The organism is Rhodoferax aquaticus, from assembly GCF_006974105.1.
Taxonomy (GTDB): Bacteria; Pseudomonadota; Gammaproteobacteria; order Burkholderiales; family Burkholderiaceae_C; genus Allorhodoferax; species Allorhodoferax aquaticus_A.
Genome location: NZ_CP036282.1, coordinates 1763743 through 1780872 on the forward strand (window position 1 = coordinate 1763743; position 17130 = coordinate 1780872).

The 17130-nt window shown below is 56.2% G+C and carries 15 protein-coding genes and 1 tRNA gene; 14 read left to right on the forward strand and 2 right to left on the reverse strand.

From position 1 onward, the window contains the following. The first annotated feature begins 7 nt into the window (after nucleotides 1-7). From EXZ61_RS08245 to EXZ61_RS08310, 14 genes are all read left to right on the forward strand, one after another. Entirely contained in the window at nucleotides 8-1081 is a 1074-nt protein-coding gene (locus EXZ61_RS08245; protein WP_142810805.1) for a branched-chain amino acid ABC transporter permease, read from the forward strand. Continuing rightward, nucleotides 1078-1953: an alpha/beta fold hydrolase gene (locus EXZ61_RS08250; protein ID WP_142810807.1), complete on the forward strand. Its 876-nt coding sequence runs from the start codon at nucleotides 1078-1080 to the stop codon at nucleotides 1951-1953. Before EXZ61_RS08245 ends, EXZ61_RS08250 begins: the two co-directional genes overlap by 4 nt. Before the next feature lie 148 nt (nucleotides 1954-2101). Next, the gene (locus EXZ61_RS08255) at nucleotides 2102-4141 is read left to right on the forward strand and encodes a fused MFS/spermidine synthase (protein WP_142810809.1); all 2040 of its coding nucleotides are present in this window, start codon (nucleotides 2102-2104) and stop codon (nucleotides 4139-4141) included. Between the two features lie 172 nt (nucleotides 4142-4313). After that, nucleotides 4314-5801 (forward strand): nucleobase:cation symporter-2 family protein, encoded by a 1488-nt coding sequence (locus EXZ61_RS08260; protein ID WP_142810811.1) that lies wholly within the window; start codon nucleotides 4314-4316, stop codon nucleotides 5799-5801. 112 nt (nucleotides 5802-5913) lie between these two features. Further along, nucleotides 5914-8031, forward strand: coding sequence for an excinuclease ABC subunit UvrB (gene uvrB / locus EXZ61_RS08265; protein WP_237219129.1), 2118 nt, complete (start codon nucleotides 5914-5916; stop codon nucleotides 8029-8031). A 128-nt stretch (nucleotides 8032-8159) separates the two neighbouring features. Beyond that, on the forward strand, nucleotides 8160-8696 hold the full coding sequence (gene iscR / locus EXZ61_RS08270) for a Fe-S cluster assembly transcriptional regulator IscR (protein ID WP_142810813.1): 537 nt from the start codon (nucleotides 8160-8162) through the stop codon (nucleotides 8694-8696). 37 nt (nucleotides 8697-8733) lie between these two features. Continuing rightward, a complete protein-coding gene (locus EXZ61_RS08275; RefSeq protein WP_142810815.1) occupies nucleotides 8734-9954 on the forward strand; it encodes an IscS subfamily cysteine desulfurase in 1221 nt (406 codons plus the stop codon). 30 nt (nucleotides 9955-9984) lie between these two features. After that, entirely contained in the window at nucleotides 9985-10371 is a 387-nt protein-coding gene (gene iscU / locus EXZ61_RS08280) for a Fe-S cluster assembly scaffold IscU (RefSeq protein WP_142810817.1), read from the forward strand. Between the two features lies 1 nt (nucleotide 10372). Next, nucleotides 10373-10696 carry an iron-sulfur cluster assembly protein IscA gene (iscA, locus tag EXZ61_RS08285; RefSeq protein WP_142810819.1) on the forward strand — a complete coding sequence of 108 codons (324 nt, stop codon included), beginning with the start codon at nucleotides 10373-10375 and terminating at the stop codon, nucleotides 10694-10696. Then, nucleotides 10693-11208 (forward strand): Fe-S protein assembly co-chaperone HscB, encoded by a 516-nt coding sequence (gene hscB, locus EXZ61_RS08290; protein WP_142810821.1) that lies wholly within the window; start codon nucleotides 10693-10695, stop codon nucleotides 11206-11208. The genes iscA and hscB overlap by 4 nt, the downstream gene beginning before the upstream one ends. Nucleotides 11209-11216: 8 nt before the next feature. Further along, complete coding sequence (hscA, locus tag EXZ61_RS08295) at nucleotides 11217-13073, forward strand: Fe-S protein assembly chaperone HscA (RefSeq protein ID WP_142810823.1); 1857 nt, start codon at nucleotides 11217-11219, stop codon at nucleotides 13071-13073. Between the two features lie 21 nt (nucleotides 13074-13094). Further along, on the forward strand, nucleotides 13095-13433 hold the full coding sequence (gene fdx / locus EXZ61_RS08300) for an ISC system 2Fe-2S type ferredoxin (protein WP_142810825.1): 339 nt from the start codon (nucleotides 13095-13097) through the stop codon (nucleotides 13431-13433). A gap of 13 nt (nucleotides 13434-13446) precedes the next feature. Continuing rightward, a complete protein-coding gene (gene dnaQ, locus EXZ61_RS08305) occupies nucleotides 13447-14148 on the forward strand; it encodes a DNA polymerase III subunit epsilon (protein WP_142810827.1) in 702 nt (233 codons plus the stop codon). A gap of 39 nt (nucleotides 14149-14187) precedes the next feature. Beyond that, nucleotides 14188-14262, forward strand: a tRNA-Val gene (locus EXZ61_RS08310). 72 nt (nucleotides 14263-14334) lie between these two features. Here EXZ61_RS08310 and EXZ61_RS08315 read toward each other — a convergent pair. Both EXZ61_RS08315 and EXZ61_RS08320 read right to left on the reverse strand, forming a co-directional pair. Beyond that, complete coding sequence (locus tag EXZ61_RS08315; protein ID WP_142810829.1) at nucleotides 14335-15987, reverse strand: magnesium transporter CorA family protein; 1653 nt, start codon at nucleotides 15985-15987, stop codon at nucleotides 14335-14337. Between the two features lie 94 nt (nucleotides 15988-16081). Then, nucleotides 16082-17065 carry an NADPH:quinone oxidoreductase family protein gene (locus EXZ61_RS08320; protein WP_142810831.1) on the reverse strand — a complete coding sequence of 328 codons (984 nt, stop codon included), beginning with the start codon at nucleotides 17063-17065 and terminating at the stop codon, nucleotides 16082-16084. Nucleotides 17066-17130: the final 65 nt, after the last annotated feature.

Here is a 17130-nt window from a genome sequence, read left to right on the forward strand (position 1 = left end):
TGCATGTATGTTGCAACGCATTCTTTCCAATGACCTGCCACGCAGCCGCATATTGGCTGTAGTGTTGCTGCTTTTGCTGGTGGCACTTGCGGGTGCGCCTTTCTTGTTTCCGGGCGTGAAAGCGCTGAACGTGGCGGCCAAGGTGCTGGTGTTTGTGGTGCTGGTTGCCAGCTTTGATTTGCTCTTGGGCTACACCGGCATTGTGAGTTTTGCCCACACCATGTTTTTTGGCATTGGTGCATATGGCATTGCAGTAGCGACTACGCGCATGGGGCCAACATGGGCCGCTTTGGGTGTGGGGCTGGCGGGGGCGCTGGCGCTATCACTGGTATTGGCATTGGTGATTGGTCTGTTTTCTTTGCGCGTGCGGGCCATCTTTTTTGCCATGATTACCTTGGCCGTGGCGTCGGCGTTTTTGACGCTGGCCTCGCAGCTGTCGGAGATCACGGGCGGGGAGGACGGTTTGTCGTTCAAGGTGCCCGAGCTGCTCTCTCCGAGTTTTGAGTTCACAGACGAGCCGCTGTGGGGCGTGACGCTGGATGGCCGTTTGCTGTGCTTTTACCTGCTTTTTGCTCTGGCACTGGGGCAGCTGCTGGTGCTGCTGCGCATCGTGAACTCGCCGTTTGGCCGCGTGCTGCAAGCCATTCGCGAAAACGAGTTTCGGGCTGAGGCCATTGGTTACCGGGTGGTGGTGTACCGCACCACATCCAGTATTTTGTCGGCGCTGTTCGCGTGCATGGCTGGGGCCATGCTGGCGCTTTGGCTGCGTTACAACGGGCCAGACACTTCGCTGTCGTTTGAAATCATGATGGATGTGCTGCTCATCGTGGTGATAGGCGGCATGGGCACCATGTATGGCGCGGCTATTGGCGCAGCGCTGTTCTTGGTGGCACAGAGCTATTTGCAGGACTTACTGCGGATAGCCAGCGAGGCTACGGCTAGCGTTCCGCTGCTGGCGGCTTTGTTGTCGCCTGACCGCTGGCTCTTGTGGCTGGGTTTGTTGTTTGTGTTGTCGGTCTACTACTTTCCGACTGGCGTGGTGGGACGTTTGCGCGCCAAGGCCTTGGAGGCACGGGCATGAGTTCATTTAGCTCCCACTACCTGCAATGCGCGGGCCGCGAAATTCACTACACGCTGTGGGGTGCGCAGCACGAGCGCACCGTCATCGCTTGGCATGGGTTGGCCCGCACGGGGCGCGACATGGATGAGCTGGCCGCGCACCTGAGCGCTCTGGGTTACCGCGTGGTGTGCCCGGACACGATTGGCCGGGGCTTGAGCCAGTGGAGCCCGGCACCGGCGCAAGAGTATTGCTTGCGCTTCTATGCGCGTATAGCGGCAGACTTGTTTGAGCACTTGAACATAGACAAGGCACACTGGGTGGGTACTTCCATGGGCGGGGCCATTGGCACGGTGTGCGCGTCGGGTCTGTTCGAGCCGCGTTTGCAGGGCCGTATTCAAAGCTTGGTGCTCAATGACAATGCGCCCCAACTGGCGGACGCTGCCATTGCCCGCATTCGTGCCTACGCGGGGGAGCCGCCAGCGTTTGACACGGTGCTGGAGTTGGAGGCGTTCTTCCGTCAGGTCTACAAGCCGTATGGCTGGTTGAGCGATGCCCAGTGGCGGCGTTTGACGGAGACCTCCACCCGACGCCTGGCAGATGGCCGTGTGACGCCGCACTATGACCCCGCCATGGTGCAACAGTTCACCTTGCACCCTAACGATTACCTGATTTGGGAGCATTACGACGCGCTGCAAATACCGGTGCTGTGTTTGCGGGGGGCCGAGTCTGACCTGGTCTTGCCGGAGACCGTGCAAGCCATGCTGCGGCGCGGCCCTGGGAGTCGGGGGCTAACGAGCGTGATCGAGGTGCCGGGGTGCGGCCACGCGCCTGCACTTAACGTGAGTACCCAGCTAGGCTGGGTGAGTGACTTCATCGCCCGCTGTACGTCTTAGTTTTTTGGGGCCTGGCTCAGCAAGTGGCGTCCGTAAAGGCGGTGCGCCTTGCCTACCATGGCATGGTCTGTGCATCTCAAGACACGCCATGTCGCTACACTGCGCTCGCCGCTGTGGCGCACGTGTTTTACCCATTAAGCCCCGACCCATGCCTTTGAACCTGCGACTGACGATTCACTATGGCTTGACCATATTCTTAAGTGCATTCCTGCTGTTTCAGGTGCAACCGCTGATCGGGAAGATGATTCTTCCCTGGTTTGGTGGCTCAGCGGCGGTGTGGACTACCTGCATGCTGTTCTTCCAGTTGGTCTTGCTGCTGGGTTACTTTTACTCGCACTGGGTAGTGCGCAAGCTGACGCCTTACCGGCAAAGCCTGGTGCATGGCGGCTTGTTGCTCTTGAGCGTGTTGCTGATTCCGATTGCGCCTAGCGTGGACTGGAAACCCACCGGCGCAGAGAACCCCACTTTGCGCATTTTGGGCTTGCTCACGGTGTCGATTGGCTTGCCTTATTTTGTACTCTCCACCACTGGGCCTTTGTTGCAAGCGTGGTTTGCCAGGGAGCGCGCAGGCTTGGTGCCTTACCGGCTGTTTGCGCTGTCGAATTTCGGCTCCATGCTGGCCTTGCTGGCGTATCCCTTGGCCGTTGAGCCTGTGTTCCCTACGCAATGGCAGTCGTATCTTTGGTCCGGCTTGTTCGCATGTTTTGTATTGGCCTGCGGGCTCTTAGCGTGGCGCGGTCGCAGTGGGCAGGTGATAGCCGCGCCAAGCCCTGAGCTACACGGTGTTGCACCGCGTTGGAGCAACAAAGTATTGTGGGCCGCTTTGGCGGCATGCCCTTCGATCTTGATGGTGGCCGATACCAGCTACCTCACCACCAACATAGCGCCTATTCCTATGATTTGGGTGGCACCTTTGGCTTTGTATTTGCTGTCATTCATTGTGAGTTTTGACACACAAGGCTGGTACCAGCGCAAGGTGTTCTTGCCCCTGCTGGTGCTGGGCTTGTGGGTGCTGGCGTACTTGCCGACATTGGGCATCAGTGAGTTGCCTATTGCCGTGTCTATGGGCGTCAACCTCGCGGCCTTTTTTGTGGCCTGCATGGTGTGCCATGGCGAATTGGCGCGTCTGCAGCCGCACCCCAGCTATCTCACTGGCTATTACCTGATGCTGTCAGTCGGTGGCGTGTTAGGCGGTTTTTTTGTTGGCGTGATTGCGCCATATTGTTTTAATAGCAACTACGAGCTATCGGTTGGTATTGTGCTTACAGGCGTGGTGGCGGCCCTTGCGGTGATTCCTTCGATACCCAGCCTCCACGCGCGTTGGCGTCAGCTTGCGTGGGCTTGCAGCATCGCCATGTTGCTTGGCATTGCCTATTTGCGCGTGCAAGACCACCAAGAAGAAACCGATGGCGCGGAGGTGACACGCCGCAATTTTTACGGCACCTTGCAGGTATTTCACAACGCAGAGCGCCAGTCACGCAGCATGTTCCATGGGCAAATCACCCACGGGAGACAGTTCACAAGTCCCGATAAGCTGGATGTGCCCACCACCTACTACAGCCCTGACGGTGGGGTGGGCAAAGCGCTGCAAATCAAAGCGGCGCAGGGGCCGCTGCGTGTGGGTGTCATTGGTCTGGGGGTCGGCACGCTGGCTAGCTATGGGCGCACCGGAGACTACATGCGCTTGTACGAAATTGACCCCCTGGTCATAGAGATTGCCCAGAAGAACTTCAGCTATCTGGCGCGCACACAAGCGAAGACGGACATCGTATTGGGCGACGCCCGCTTGCAACTGGAGTTAGAACCAAGCCAGCAATTTGATGTGCTGGTCGTGGACGCATTTTCTGGCGACTCCGTGCCTATCCATTTGTTGACCCAAGAGGCGTTCGCCCAGTACATGAGGCATCTCAAACCAAACGGGGTGTTGGCCGTACACATCACCAACCGCTTCTTGGACTTGCGCCCCGTGGTGCAGACTGCGGCCCAGCAGTTTGGCAAAGCCGTGCGCTTGGTTGATGCCCAGGGCATTCCCGAGAAGCTGGTGCTGCGCTCTCGCTGGGCCTTGATCAGCAGCGACATGGGGTTCTTTCAAAGCTCTGCGCTGGCCCATGCGAGTGCCTACGAGGCACCCCCGGGGTTCAAGCTGTGGAAGGACGACTACAGCAGCATTTTCTCGGTGCTGGAGTAAACCAAGAAGGGCCACAACAGTGGCCCTTTCTTTTTTGGGGACCGCCCAACCTCATTTCGGTATCTACGTTTTCTTATAGCCACCATTAGGGTAAGCATCTAGTGGCCTGTATTCCAAAAGTGTATACAGTTTGACCTCGTATCCATTCCAACTAATACGAGGAGACAACGCAATGTCGGAGAAAGTAGCGGCGGTTGATGAACACCTGCCAATGGGGCGGTTAACAGCTTTGGGGCTGCAACATGTGCTGGTGATGTATGCGGGTGCTGTGGCGGTTCCCTTGATCGTAGGGCGGGCGCTCAAGCTCAGTCCTGAGCAAGTCTCTATGCTGATCTCCGCCGATTTGTTTTGCTGTGGCTTGGTGACTTTGATTCAGTCTTTCGGTGCCACGCAGTGGTTTGGCATCAAGTTGCCGGTGATGATGGGGGTGACGTTTGCCTCGGTCGCCCCCATGCTGGCGATTGCAAGCGGACACCCTGGCGTTGAGGGAGCCGGGCTGATTTTTGGCTCCATCATTGGGGCGGGGCTGATCTCCATCTTCATCGCGCCGTTCATCAGTAGCCTGCTGCGCTTTTTTCCACCGGTGGTGACCGGAACCGTGATTGCCGTGATTGGCATAAGCCTGATGCGGGTTGGCATTAACTGGATTTTTGGCAACCCGTTTGGCCCCACCGCGCCTAGCATCGTGAATCCTGAGCATGCGAAGTGGTTGGCAGACGCCACAGCGGCGGCCAGTGCCGCAGGTGCCTCGTTGCCTCCCGTGCCCGCGGGCTTGGCGCTTGCACCCTCGGTTCCCAACCCCAAATACGCCGAATTGGGCGGGGTGGGTGTTGCCGCTTTGGTCCTCGTCTCGATTCTGCTGATTACGAAGTTTGCCAAGGGCTTTATTGCCAACATCGCCGTGCTTTTGGGTATTGTGATTGGAGGCATAGTGACCGCCGCCACCGGTACGATGACCTTTGACAAGGTAAGCAAAGCCGCGTGGTTTGACTTGGTGCTGCCATTCGAGATTGCCACGCCGGTGTTTGATCCGATTTTGATTTTCACCATGACGCTCATCATGTTGACCGTGATGGTGGAGTCCACCGGCATGTTCTTGGCGCTGGGGGAGATGACGGGCAAACCGGTAGACCGCAAGGCTTTGACCCGTGGCCTGCGCACAGATGGCTTGGGAACCTTGATCGGCGGTATTTTCAACACCTTCCCCTACACCAGCTTCTCGCAAAACGTGGGCTTGGTGGCGGTGACTGGCGTGAAAAGTCGCTTTGTCTGCGTGGCCGGCGGTGTGATTTTGATTGCCCTTGGGGTCTTGCCCAAAATGGCGGCTCTGGTGGAGTCGCTGCCCACCGTGGTGCTAGGTGGTGCTGGCTTGGTGATGTTCGGCATGGTGGCTGCCACGGGAGTGCGCATTTTGGGCAATGTGGACTTTAAGAACAACCGCAACAACGGCATGGTCGTCGGCATCTCCCTTGGTATTGGCATGGTTCCGTTGGTGGCACCCAACTTCAAGCAATGGATGCCGCACAACATCCATCCTTTGATCGAGTCGGGCATTTTGCTGACGACCTTAGCCGCCGTGGTCTTGAACTACTTTTTCAACGGTGCCAAAGAAGACCAGCGTGGCGTGATTGAAGCCGCCAAGATGGCCGAAGCGCACTGAGACACTGCATTCGTCACGAAGGGAAGGGCCACGCAAGTGGCTCTTTGTGTTTCTGGGCATTGAAACGGTGTAAGGCAGATAATGCTTGGCTCACGCCATTTGCCTATTCCCCATGCCCGCCCCCACGCCCCTCACGATCGCATCTTCTGACGACACGCCCGAGATTCAAACGGGCACGTTTGTCCGGTATCCGGGTTCTCCGTTTGAGCTGTACCAGCCGTATCCGCCCGCAGGTGATCAACCTACTGCTATCGAGATGCTAGTGGAGGGTGTCAACGATGGGGAAGTGTTCCAGACCTTGTTGGGTGTCACCGGTTCTGGCAAGACCTTTACGATGGCCAATGTGATTGCGCGCCTGGGGCGTCCTGCCATTGTGTATGCCCCGAACAAGACCTTGGCGGCGCAGTTGTACAGCGAGTTCCGCGAGTTTTTCCCTAAGAACGCGGTGGAATATTTTGTCAGCTACTACGACTACTACCAGCCCGAGGCCTATGTGCCGCAGCGGGACTTGTTCATTGAGAAAGACTCGGCCATCAACGAGCACATTGAGCAAATGCGCTTGTCGTGTACCAAGAGCATTTTGGAGCGGCGCGATGTGGTGATTGTGGCCACGGTTTCGGCCATCTACGGTATTGGGCAGCCCGAGGCCTACCACCAGATGGTGATGACCTTGCGCACGGGCGACACCATGGGGCAGCGCGACATGATTGCTCAGTTGGTGCGCATGCAGTACCAGCGCAACGATATGGATTTTTCACGGGGTGCTTTCCGTGTGCGTGGGGACACGATTGACGTGTTCCCCGCTGAACACAGTGAAATGGCTTTGCGTATTGAGTTGTTCGATGACGAAATTGAGTCGCTGCAACTCTTTGACCCATTGACCGGGCGTATTCGGCAAAAGATTCCACGCTTTACGGTGTACCCCAGCAGCCACTACGTCACGCCGCGCGACCGTGTGCTTGCTGCGGTGGAAACCATCAAGGTCGAGTTGTCTGACCGGGTGAAAGAGTTCGTGGGGCAGGGCAAACTGGTCGAGGCGCAACGCTTGGAGCAGCGCACCCGTTTTGATTTGGAAATGCTCAGCGAAGTCGGGCATTGCAAGGGCATTGAGAACTACACGCGTCACCTGAGTGGTGCCGCACCCGGCGAACCACCCGCGACCTTGACGGACTATTTGCCCAAAGACTCCGTGATGTTTTTGGACGAAAGCCATGTGTTGATCGGCCAGTTTGGCGGCATGTACAACGGCGACCGCTCGCGCAAAACGACCTTGGTGGAGTATGGTTTTCGCTTGCCTAGCGCGCTGGATAACCGGCCGCTGAAGTTTGAAGAGTTCCAAACCAAGATGCGGCAAGTGGTATTTGTGTCGGCTACCCCAGGAGACTGGGAGAAGGCCCATGCAGGGCAAGTGGTGGAGCAGCTGGTGCGCCCGACTGGCCTCGTAGACCCTGAGGTGGAGGTGCGTCCCGCAACAAGCCAAGTGGACGATGTGCTCCAAGAAATCAGGATCCGCGTTGAAAAGAACGAGCGTGTGCTCATTACCACCTTGACCAAGCGGATGGCGGAGCAGCTCACCGACTACTTGACCGACAACGGCGTCAAGGTCCGCTATTTGCACAGTGACGTGGATACCGTGGAGCGGGTAGAGATTTTGCGTGACTTGCGGCTGGGCGCGTTTGATGTGTTGGTGGGTATCAATCTCTTGCGTGAAGGCATCGACATCCCAGAGGTGTCTTTGGTCGCCATTTTGGATGCGGACAAAGAAGGGTTCTTAAGGTCAGAACGCTCCCTGATTCAGACAATTGGGCGAGCGGCCCGCAACTTGAATGGGCGCGCCATTCTGTATGCCGACAAATTCACGGACTCCATGGCCCGCGCCATTGGAGAAACCGAGCGGCGCAGAACCAAGCAGTTGGCGCACAACGTAGCCCACGGCATTACCGCCCGCAGTATCGTGAAGCAGGTGCGCGATCTGATCGATGGGGTTTACAGCGAGAAAGCGGGCAAAGAAGCCGAGCGGCTGGAGCGTGATGCACAGCAACGCGCACAAGTCGAAGATATGAGTGAGAAAGACATTTCACGCGAAATCAAACGACTTGAAAAACTCATGATGGAGCACGCCCGCAATCTGGAGTTTGAAAAAGCCGCCCGTGTGCGAGATCAATTGAGCATTCTCAAACAGCAGGCGTTCGGTGCACCTGGCAATGACAACGTCGTGGGCCTGCTCTAAACAGTTGTTTTGGGCCTAGGCCTAGGCCTAGGGTTACCCCTTAAAACTTCAGGGTACCCGACAAATTTACTGGGTTTTTGGTATACTTGACTCAGTTAGTCAACCAAATGCGACTGAAGGAGCATGCGATGCGTCTCACCACCAAAGGCCGTTTTGCGGTCACAGCCATGATCGACCTAGGTTTGCGCCAAAACAGTGGCCCTGTGACCTTGGCCGCCATCAGTCAGCGCCAGCAAATTTCACTGTCTTACTTGGAGCAGCTGTTCGGTAAGCTTCGTCGCCACGACCTCGTGGAGTCCACGCGCGGCCCGGGCGGCGGGTATATGTTGGCCCGTAAGGCAGGTGATATCAGCGTTGCGGACATTATCTTGTCGGTGGACGAACCCATTGATGCCACGCAATGCAGCGGTAAAGAGAATTGCATGGGCGAAGGAGCCCGCTGCATGACCCATGACTTGTGGGCTTCTTTGAATGTGCGCATGGTCGAGTTTTTGGAGTCGGTCACGCTGCAAAAGTTAGTCGACGATCAATTGGCGAAGGGCTTGCAAGTTGAAGAAGGCCCCAGCCTCAAGCGCGCCATATCTGCCATGCCGGTGTCGCAGACGATTCGCGTGAACACGCCCAATTCTGTTTTTGCCCTGGGCAATGCTTTCTCCAAGTCCTGATTTTCATTTTTCCTTTTTAGCCAGCAACGAGCCCGCCATGGATTCCACTCCCCACTTTCCCATTTACATGGACTACAGCGCCACCACCCCTTGCGATGAGCGGGTGGTTGATGCGATGGTTCCTTGGCTGCGTGAGCATTTTGGTAACCCCGCATCGCGCAGCCATGCGTGGGGCTGGGAAGCTGAAGCCGCCGTTGAGAAGGCGCGTGAGCATGTCGCAGCCTTGATTGGTGCGGATCCTCGTGAGATCGTGTGGACCTCGGGCGCTACCGAGTCCATCAATCTTGCGCTCAAGGGCGCCGCAGGGTTTTACAAGTCCAAGGGCAAGCACATCATTACAGTGAAGACCGAGCACAAGGCGGTGCTGGACACTTGCCGTGAGTTGGAGCGTCAAGGTTTTGAGGTGACCTACCTGGACGTTCAGGCAGACGGTCTCATTGATTTGGATGTTTTCAAAGCGGCAATCCGCCCTGATACGATTTTGGTAAGCGTGATGTTCGTGAACAACGAAATCGGCGTGATCCAAGACGTAGTAGCTTTGGGGACTATCTGCCGTGAGAAAGGCATCATCTTCCATGTGGACGCTGCCCAAGCGACAGGTCGCGTGGATATCGACATGTCTCAGTTGCCTATCGATTTGATGAGCCTGACCTCCCACAAAACCTATGGCCCCAAAGGGGTTGGAGGCCTGTTTGTTCGCCGTAAGCCGCGTGTGCGCTTAGAGGCCCAAATGCACGGTGGCGGCCATGAGCGTGGTATGCGCTCCGGCACGCTGCCTACGCACCAAATCGTGGGTATGGGTGAGGCTTACCGCATTGCCAAAGCCGAAATGGCTACCGACAACGCACGCATCCGCGCTCTGCATGACCGTATGTTGGCAGGGCTCAAAGATGTCGAGCAGGTGTTCATTAACGGAAACTTGGAAAAGCGCGTACCCCATAACTTGAACATGAGTTTCAACTATGTGGAAGGTGAGTCTTTGATGATGGGGATCAAAGGCTTGGCTGTCTCCAGTGGCTCCGCTTGCACCTCTGCCAGCTTGGAGCCTAGCTATGTGCTGCGCGCTCTGGGGCGCAGCGATGAGTTGGCACACAGCAGCTTGCGCATGACCATTGGTCGTTGGACAACAGAGGCGGACATTGATTTCGCTGTCGAGACTATCAAGCTCAACGTAGCCAAACTGCGTGACCTCAGCCCGCTGTGGGACATGTACAAAGAAGGCATTGACATCAGCACGATCCAGTGGGCCGCCCACTAACTCGCACACATTTCATCAAGGTACATAGATATGGCTTACTCAGACAAAGTGGTTGATCACTACGAAAATCCCCGCAACGTGGGTTCCTTTGACAAGGGCGATGACACGGTGGGCACAGGCATGGTGGGCGCTCCCGCTTGCGGCGACGTGATGAAGTTGCAGATTAAAGTCAATCCCGTCACCGGCGTGATTGAAGATGCGCGTTTTAAGACCTACGGCTGTGGTTCTGCGATTGCGTCGTCATCATTGGTGACCGAATGGGTCAAAGGCAAAACTTTGGACCAAGCGGCAGCCCTAAAGAACAGCGAAATTGCCGAAGAGTTGGCTCTGCCACCTGTGAAAATTCACTGTTCCATCTTGGCAGAAGACGCTATCAAGGCGGCCGTGGATGACTACAAAAAAAAGCACCTGAACTGATATGGCAGTCACCGTGACCGAAGCCGCAGCGCGGCACGTTAACCGCTACCTTGTGAAACGGGGCAAGGGCGTTGGCGTTCGCTTGGGCGTTAAGACCACCGGCTGCTCCGGCTTGGCGTACCAACTGGAATACGTGGACGAATTGGCGCCGGAAGACTTGGTGTTTGAAGGCCATGGTGTCAAAGTGCTGGTAGACCCCAAAAGCTTGGCTTACATCGACGGCACCGAGTTAGATTTTGTGCGCGAAGGATTGAACGAAGGATTTCGTTTCAACAACCCGAACGAGCGCGACAAGTGCGGCTGCGGTGAGTCTTTCCGGGTGTGAACCTTCAGTCCAATGATTTTGAACTGTTTGGTCTTACACCGCAGTTCACCCAAGACCGTGCCGCTGTAGACGCGCGCTGGAAAGAGCTTCAACGTGAGGCTCACCCTGATAAGTTTGCCATGCATGGTGCGGCTGCTCAAAGGGTTGCCATGCAATGGTCTGTGCGCATCAATGAGGCGTACCAACGTCTCAAAGACCCGCTAAAACGCGCGGCCTACTTGTGCGAGCTGGGTGGTGCACCCATCCATGCGCATAGCAATACTGCCATGCCTGCGCAGTTTTTGATGCAGCAAATGGAGTGGCGTGAAGCTTTGGACGAGGCTGCTACCATCGATGCCCTTGATAGCTTGCGCAACGATGTAGACGCCGCCAAACGTGCTCTGTTTGCGGAGTTGGCCCAGAAGCTCGATCAAGCGCCTGACTACGCGGCGGCAGTTTTGCCAGTGCGCGCCCTGATGTTTTTGGAAAAGTTCGGCCAAGATTTGGATCGCAGCTTTGACCAGTTTGAATAAATAAGCCCATGGCGCTCTTACAAATTTCCGAACCCGGGCAATCGCCCAATCCGCATGAGCGGCGTATTGCCGTTGGCATTGACTTGGGGACCACACATTCTTTGGTTGCCGCAGTGCGCAATGGCGTTGCGGAATGCTTGCCAGACGCCCAAGGGCGGGTCATCTTGCCTTCGGTGGTGCGTTATTTGCCCGGCGGTGGGCGGCAGATTGGATTCACAGCGCAAGAAGCTTTGGCCAGCGACGCTGAAAACACCATTGCCTCGGTCAAACGCTTTATGGGGCGCAGTGTGAAAGACATTGTGGGTGCCGAGAAACTGCCTTACCGCTTGGTGGACCACGCAGGCATGCTGGGCATTGACACGATTGTGGGCGAGAAGTCTCCGGTGGAAGTCAGTGCTGAAATCTTGGCAACACTGCGTTATGTGGCGGAAGATACGTTCAATGACGATCTGTTTGGTGCGGTGATTACCGTACCCGCCTACTTCGACGAAGCCCAACGCCAGGCTACCAAGGACGCGGCCAAGTTGGCAGGGCTCAACGTGTTGCGCCTGATCAGTGAGCCGACGGCAGCCGCTATTGCGTATGGTTTGGATAACGCAAGCGAGGGCGTGTATGCCATTTACGACCTCGGTGGTGGCACGTTTGATATTTCCATCCTGCGCTTGACCCAGGGTGTTTTTGAAGTGATTGCCACGGGCGGCGATTCCGCTTTGGGAGGTGATGACTATGACCAAGCGCTTGCTGATTGGGTCTTGCTGCAAACGGGTGCCAAGGTCGATGGTGCCGCAGACAAGGCGGCGTTGAAGCGTGCAGCACGTGTCTGCAAAGAAGCGTTGACTGCTTCTGATTCTGTAGCGTTCCGTGCCGATTTGACGGGCGCCAGCATCGTATTTGACCTGTCTCGTGCGCAGTTTGTTGAGATTACAGCTGCATTGACACAGCGCACCATGCTGGCGGTGCGCAAGGCGCTGCGCGATGCGCGGTTGTCTGCGCAAGACGTACAAGGCGTGGTAATGGTGGGTGGCTCCACCCGCATGCCCCACATCCAGCAAGCAGTTGCAAACTTTTTTGGCCGTGCGCCGCTGACGAACTTAAACCCTGATGAAGTCGTTGCGCTGGGTGCCGCGATTCAAGCCAATCAACTGGCCGGCAACAACGCCGCGGGAGATTTGCTGCTGCTGGACGTAATTCCTTTGTCCCTTGGCGTGGAAACCATGGGTGGTTTGGTGGAACGCATCGTTCCGCGCAACCAAACCATACCTACTGCCATGGCGCAAGACTTCACCACCTACAAAGACGGTCAGACCGCGCTGGCATTGCACGTCGTACAGGGTGAACGTGACTTGGTGGCGGACTGCCGCAGCCTGGCTCGGTTTGAGTTGCGTGGCATTCCACCTATGGCCGCAGGTGCTGCGCGCATCCGCGTGACGTTTACAGTGGATGCGGATGGCCTTTTGAGTGTCTCTGCGCATGAACAAGTCAGTGGTGTGGAAGCGCGCATTGATGTCAAACCCTCCTACGGCTTGGCGGATGATCAAATTGCCAAGATGTTGCAAGACAGCTTTTCCACCGCGCAAGAAGACATGCGCGCACGGGCGCTAGTGGAAGCGCGTGTTGACGCAGACCGCTTGGTGATGGCCACGCGCAGTGCCTTGGCGGCTGATGGTGATCTGCTGAACGACGCTGAACGCGTTTTGATCGATAGTGCAGTAGAGGTGGTGCTAGGTTCGATGGTGCAAGACGATGCCGCATTGATCGAAGCACAATGCAAAGCCCTTGCGCAGGCAACGGAAGCCTTTGCGGCTATGCGCATGAACCGTGGCATCAGCCACGCTTTGTCTGGTAAAAATATTGCGGCCATGTGAGCTGCTTAGGCCCTTTTGTCTATGCCCATTATCAAAATACTTCCCCATGCTGAATACTGCCCGCAAGGCGCAGAGATATCAGCACCTGCTGGCACCTCGATTTGCGAAGCCTTGCTGGAAAACAACATCCACATTGAGCACGCCTGCGATATGAGTTGCGCGTGCACTACCTGCCACGTCATCGTGCGCGAGGGCATGGCCTCGCTTAATGCCTTGGACGAAAACGAAGAAGACTTGTTGGATCGCGCGTGGGGCTTAGAGCCCAATTCGCGCTTGAGTTGCCAAGCATTTTTGGCGCAAAAAGACCTGCTGGTGGAGATCCCCAAATACACCATCAACCACGCCAAAGAAAATCACTGAGTGGGTTTGAGCCATGCGTCAAGTTTTTCTGGATACCGAAACCACAGGTTTGAACGCCCATGACGGCGACCGCGTCATTGAAATTGGCTGCGTGGAGTTGGTCAACCGCAAGCTCACTGGTAACAATCTCCATTACTACTTGAACGCGGGGCGAGACAGCCACGAAGATGCGTTGCGGGTGCACGGCATCACCACCGAGTTTTTGGCGGATAAACCGCCATTCAAAGACGTGGTGGCTGAGTTGTTAGCCTATCTGCAAGGCGCGGAAATCATCATCCATAACGCGCCGTTCGACCTCGGCTTTTTGGATATGGAGTTGGCGCTCTTGGGCAAGCCGCCTCTGCGCGAGCATGTGTCTGGCGTGGTCGATACGCTGGTCATGGCCAAGGAAATGTTTCCGGGCAAGCGCAACAGCTTGAATGCCTTGTGTGACCGCTTGGAGGTAGACAACTCGGGTCGAACACTGCATGGCGCTTTGTTAGATGCAGAGCTACTGGCGGACGTCTACATCAACATGACCCGTGGCCAAGATGCCTTGTTGATGGACAGCGGGACCCAGGATGAACCCGGCATCCAAGTGGTGAATGTGGATTTGACACGGTTTACTTTGCCCATTTTGGAAGCCAATGCACAAGAGCTCACAGCCCATGACGATGTGCTTACGCAAATGGATAAATCCAGTGGTGGCAAAACGATGTGGCGTAAGCTTGCCTAAAGCTGGTATATAATATGCGTCTTTCCTGATACACATTCAGGGCGGTTAGCTCAGGGGTAGAGCACTGCATTCACACTGCAGGGGTCACAAGTTCGAAACTTGTACTGCCCACCAAGTAATTGGTTCAAAAAGGACTTGCAAGCATTTGCAAGTCCTTTTTTGTTTTCCGGGGCGAACGTTGCACGTTCAGTCGGTGTTCTTGTTCCAGATGAGTACGAACGCTTTGGTTTTTTGCCACCAAGTGGCGCGCTCGTCGGATAACACGTCCAGAAAGTCAGACAGCCGCTTAGACTTGGCCATGGTGTAAACGGTCAGCGCTGTGGTCAATAGGAAAACAGCCGCAAACACCGCTAGTTTGCGTTCAATCGGTGCATCCGCTTCAGCCAATAGGTTCATGCCCAAGAAACCCGTGGTGACCGTGCCGATCAAACCAAAAATAGTGACCACCGTCAGCCTTACCACCGTGTTGGCTTGGCGACGGATGCTGTCTGCCTCCAGATATTGGTTCATTTCGGCAATACGTTCTTTGACCTCTGCATAGAGTGGGTCTAAGCCAAGATGCCCGGCACACATTCTGAACAAAGTACGCACTTGCGCTTGCTCTGACACTGAGTGAAACCAGTAGCGATGGGTAAAGCGTAAGAAACTGGCAAAGCTATCGCGAATGGTGCGCTTGAAGCTGCGCACGCTGGCCGCGTCGGTGATGTCGAGATTCTTCAGCGCTTCAGCCAGACGGTCAGAAAACATCAGCAGAGCTGCTTTTTGGAAGTGCGCAATCAAAAACAGCAAGAAGTGTTGATGCCTAAACTGGGCAAGCACGCCTCTGTCTCTGCACATGAAGAACGGGCTGTTTGCATCTCCCACCACCACGAGTGAACGCCCGCTGCACAAATAGCGGGTATGCGGTGCGGCGCCGGTCGGAATCCAAAACCGGTCGTAGCAATAGTCTTTTTCAAAGTGCTGAAAGTGCACCTCTTTTTGATGTGCCTGAGCATCGTCCCCGGGGCGTGCTTCTCCAGTGACAAGTCCTAGTCGAATGAAATCGTTGCGCTCAAGGGCTTGTGGCCGATCAAGCGCCAGATATGCCAGCAAGGGCATGCGGTAGTACTCAATTTGCCGGTAACGCAGAGCGCCGGCTTGGTCCGAGTGGTCGCTCACCAAAGGTTGCAGCAACCAAGCCCAATGGGTAGCCGTGCGCGGGGCACGGTGGCTGCTGACATGCGCCATAAAGCTATCTCTGTCGTGGGCATCTGATTCAGCCAGTACGCGGTCATCATGTCCCAACCATTGCGCGCTGGCCAAGCAGTGCTGGGCGTGACCTTGGGCATCCCAGCCTGCTGGGTAGCCACGACCAAACCGGTACATCACCTCTTGCGCCTGTGCCAAAGTGAGGGCACTGGCGCACACCTCGACGTTGAGCAACACCAAATCAAGATCCAGAAAAAAGTACAGATCTACATGCACGATGTCCAGCGTCAACGCGGCCGTGCCTTCGCGGGTCGTAACGCGCACAGATTTCACATCAGAGCGCCTAAACACGCGCATCGGAGAACCTGCAGCACCTGCGCCCTTGGGGCTGCGGCCTTCGCCATACAAAAATCGCTGAACGTAGGGCAGGAAGGTCACAAACTCGTTGTAGTGACGCTCATGAAAGCGATCACTGTCACCGGTGTACTCGTCGACAACTTCACGCCACGGGCTGGCTTCGCCCATGTCGGCCAACAGTTGCCAAGGTTTTGCGTGCTGTCCAACAGACCCACGCACGGGCATTAACCTCAGTGGCCACAGGAGGATCTGGTGAAAGGCTTTAACACTCAGATCAGAAGACTGGGTTTGCATTACCAATTACCTTTTGCAGAGGGTTACAAAAGTGTACGGCAGCCTAGGCCATAGGGCTAGCACTAATGGCCCCGGCTTCCTGTCGCGAGGCCGCTTAGGCGTCTGCGTTCACCATCACTAGTTTGCCTTTGACAGCACGAGACCACATGTGTGCGTAAGCGGCCTTGAGTTCAGCCATAGGCATCGTGCGGTCAATGACGGGTTTGATCTTGCCGCTGGCATACCAGTGCGCCAACGCTTGCAACATGGCCGCGTTGCTCTTAGGCTCGCGTTTGGCAAAGTCGCCCCAGAACACACCCACAATGGACGCACCCTTGAGCAAGGCCAAGTTAAAGGGGAGCGCCGGGATAGGGCCCGCTGCAAATCCTACAACCAAGTAACGGCCCCGCCACGCGATAGACCTGAAGGCTTGCTCCGCCATGTCGCCACCCACCGGGTCATAGATGACATCGGGGCCCTTGCCCTGCGTTAAGGTTTTGAGGGCTTCACGCAAGTTTTCATGCGAGTAGTTGATGCTGGCATCTGCACCCAAGGACAAACACAGGTCACATTTGTCTTGTGTAGAGGCTGCGGCGATGACTCTGGCACCCATTGCCTTTGCAATCTGAATGGCGGCCGTGCCAACGCCGCCCGCAGCGCCCAAGATCAATACGGTTTCCCCCGCCTTGAGTTGGGCGCGGTCAACCAGGGCATGGTGCGAGGTGCCGTAGGTCATGATGAAGGCGGCAGCATCTACAAAACCTAGTCCTTCAGGCAAAGGCATGCACAGTGCGGCTGGTGCAATCGTGTGGGTACCAAAGCCACCCGTGCCACTTAAACACGCGACCCGCTGGCCCACCGCAAGGTGGCGCACCCCTTCGCCCACGGCCTGCACGACACCAGCGTACTCTGAGCCTGGCACAAAAGGCAAGGGTGGCTTGAACTGGTACTTGTTTTGGACAATCAGAAGATCTGGGAAGTTCAGACTGGCAGCTTTGATTTCCAACAGCACTTCGCCCGCTTGGGGCTGTGGCATGGGCAGCTCTTGCCAGTTCAGGGCATCTACACCCACAGGGTTTTCGCAAAGCCAAGCGTGCATCAGGTTGTCTCCATAAATCGGTGGTGCATGATAGGTTCTAGGCTGCGTTGAAAATGTCTCTCAAG

Bases quoted from the DNA above. Each gene is read 5' to 3' on its own strand.
- EXZ61_RS08260 (WP_142810811.1), top strand. From the start codon at position 4,314: ATGTCGGAGAAAGTAGCGGCGGTTGATGAACACCTGCCAATGGGGCGG.
- hscA (WP_142810823.1), top strand. From the start codon at position 11,217: ATGGCGCTCTTACAAATTTCCGAACCCGGGCAATCGCCCAATCCGCAT.
- EXZ61_RS08320 (WP_142810831.1), bottom strand. From the start codon at position 17,065: ATGCACGCTTGGCTTTGCGAAAACCCTGTGGGTGTAGATGCCCTGAAC.
- uvrB (WP_237219129.1), top strand. From the start codon at position 5,914: ATGCCCGCCCCCACGCCCCTCACGATCGCATCTTCTGACGACACGCCC.
- EXZ61_RS08275 (WP_142810815.1), top strand. From the start codon at position 8,734: ATGGATTCCACTCCCCACTTTCCCATTTACATGGACTACAGCGCCACC.
- dnaQ (WP_142810827.1), top strand. From the start codon at position 13,447: ATGCGTCAAGTTTTTCTGGATACCGAAACCACAGGTTTGAACGCCCAT.
- EXZ61_RS08250 (WP_142810807.1), top strand. From the start codon at position 1,078: ATGAGTTCATTTAGCTCCCACTACCTGCAATGCGCGGGCCGCGAAATT.
- fdx (WP_142810825.1), top strand. From the start codon at position 13,095: ATGCCCATTATCAAAATACTTCCCCATGCTGAATACTGCCCGCAAGGC.
- EXZ61_RS08315 (WP_142810829.1), bottom strand. From the start codon at position 15,987: ATGCAAACCCAGTCTTCTGATCTGAGTGTTAAAGCCTTTCACCAGATC.
- iscR (WP_142810813.1), top strand. From the start codon at position 8,160: ATGCGTCTCACCACCAAAGGCCGTTTTGCGGTCACAGCCATGATCGAC.
- EXZ61_RS08255 (WP_142810809.1), top strand. From the start codon at position 2,102: ATGCCTTTGAACCTGCGACTGACGATTCACTATGGCTTGACCATATTC.
- EXZ61_RS08245 (WP_142810805.1), top strand. From the start codon at position 8: ATGTTGCAACGCATTCTTTCCAATGACCTGCCACGCAGCCGCATATTG.
- iscA (WP_142810819.1), top strand. From the start codon at position 10,373: ATGGCAGTCACCGTGACCGAAGCCGCAGCGCGGCACGTTAACCGCTAC.
- iscU (WP_142810817.1), top strand. From the start codon at position 9,985: ATGGCTTACTCAGACAAAGTGGTTGATCACTACGAAAATCCCCGCAAC.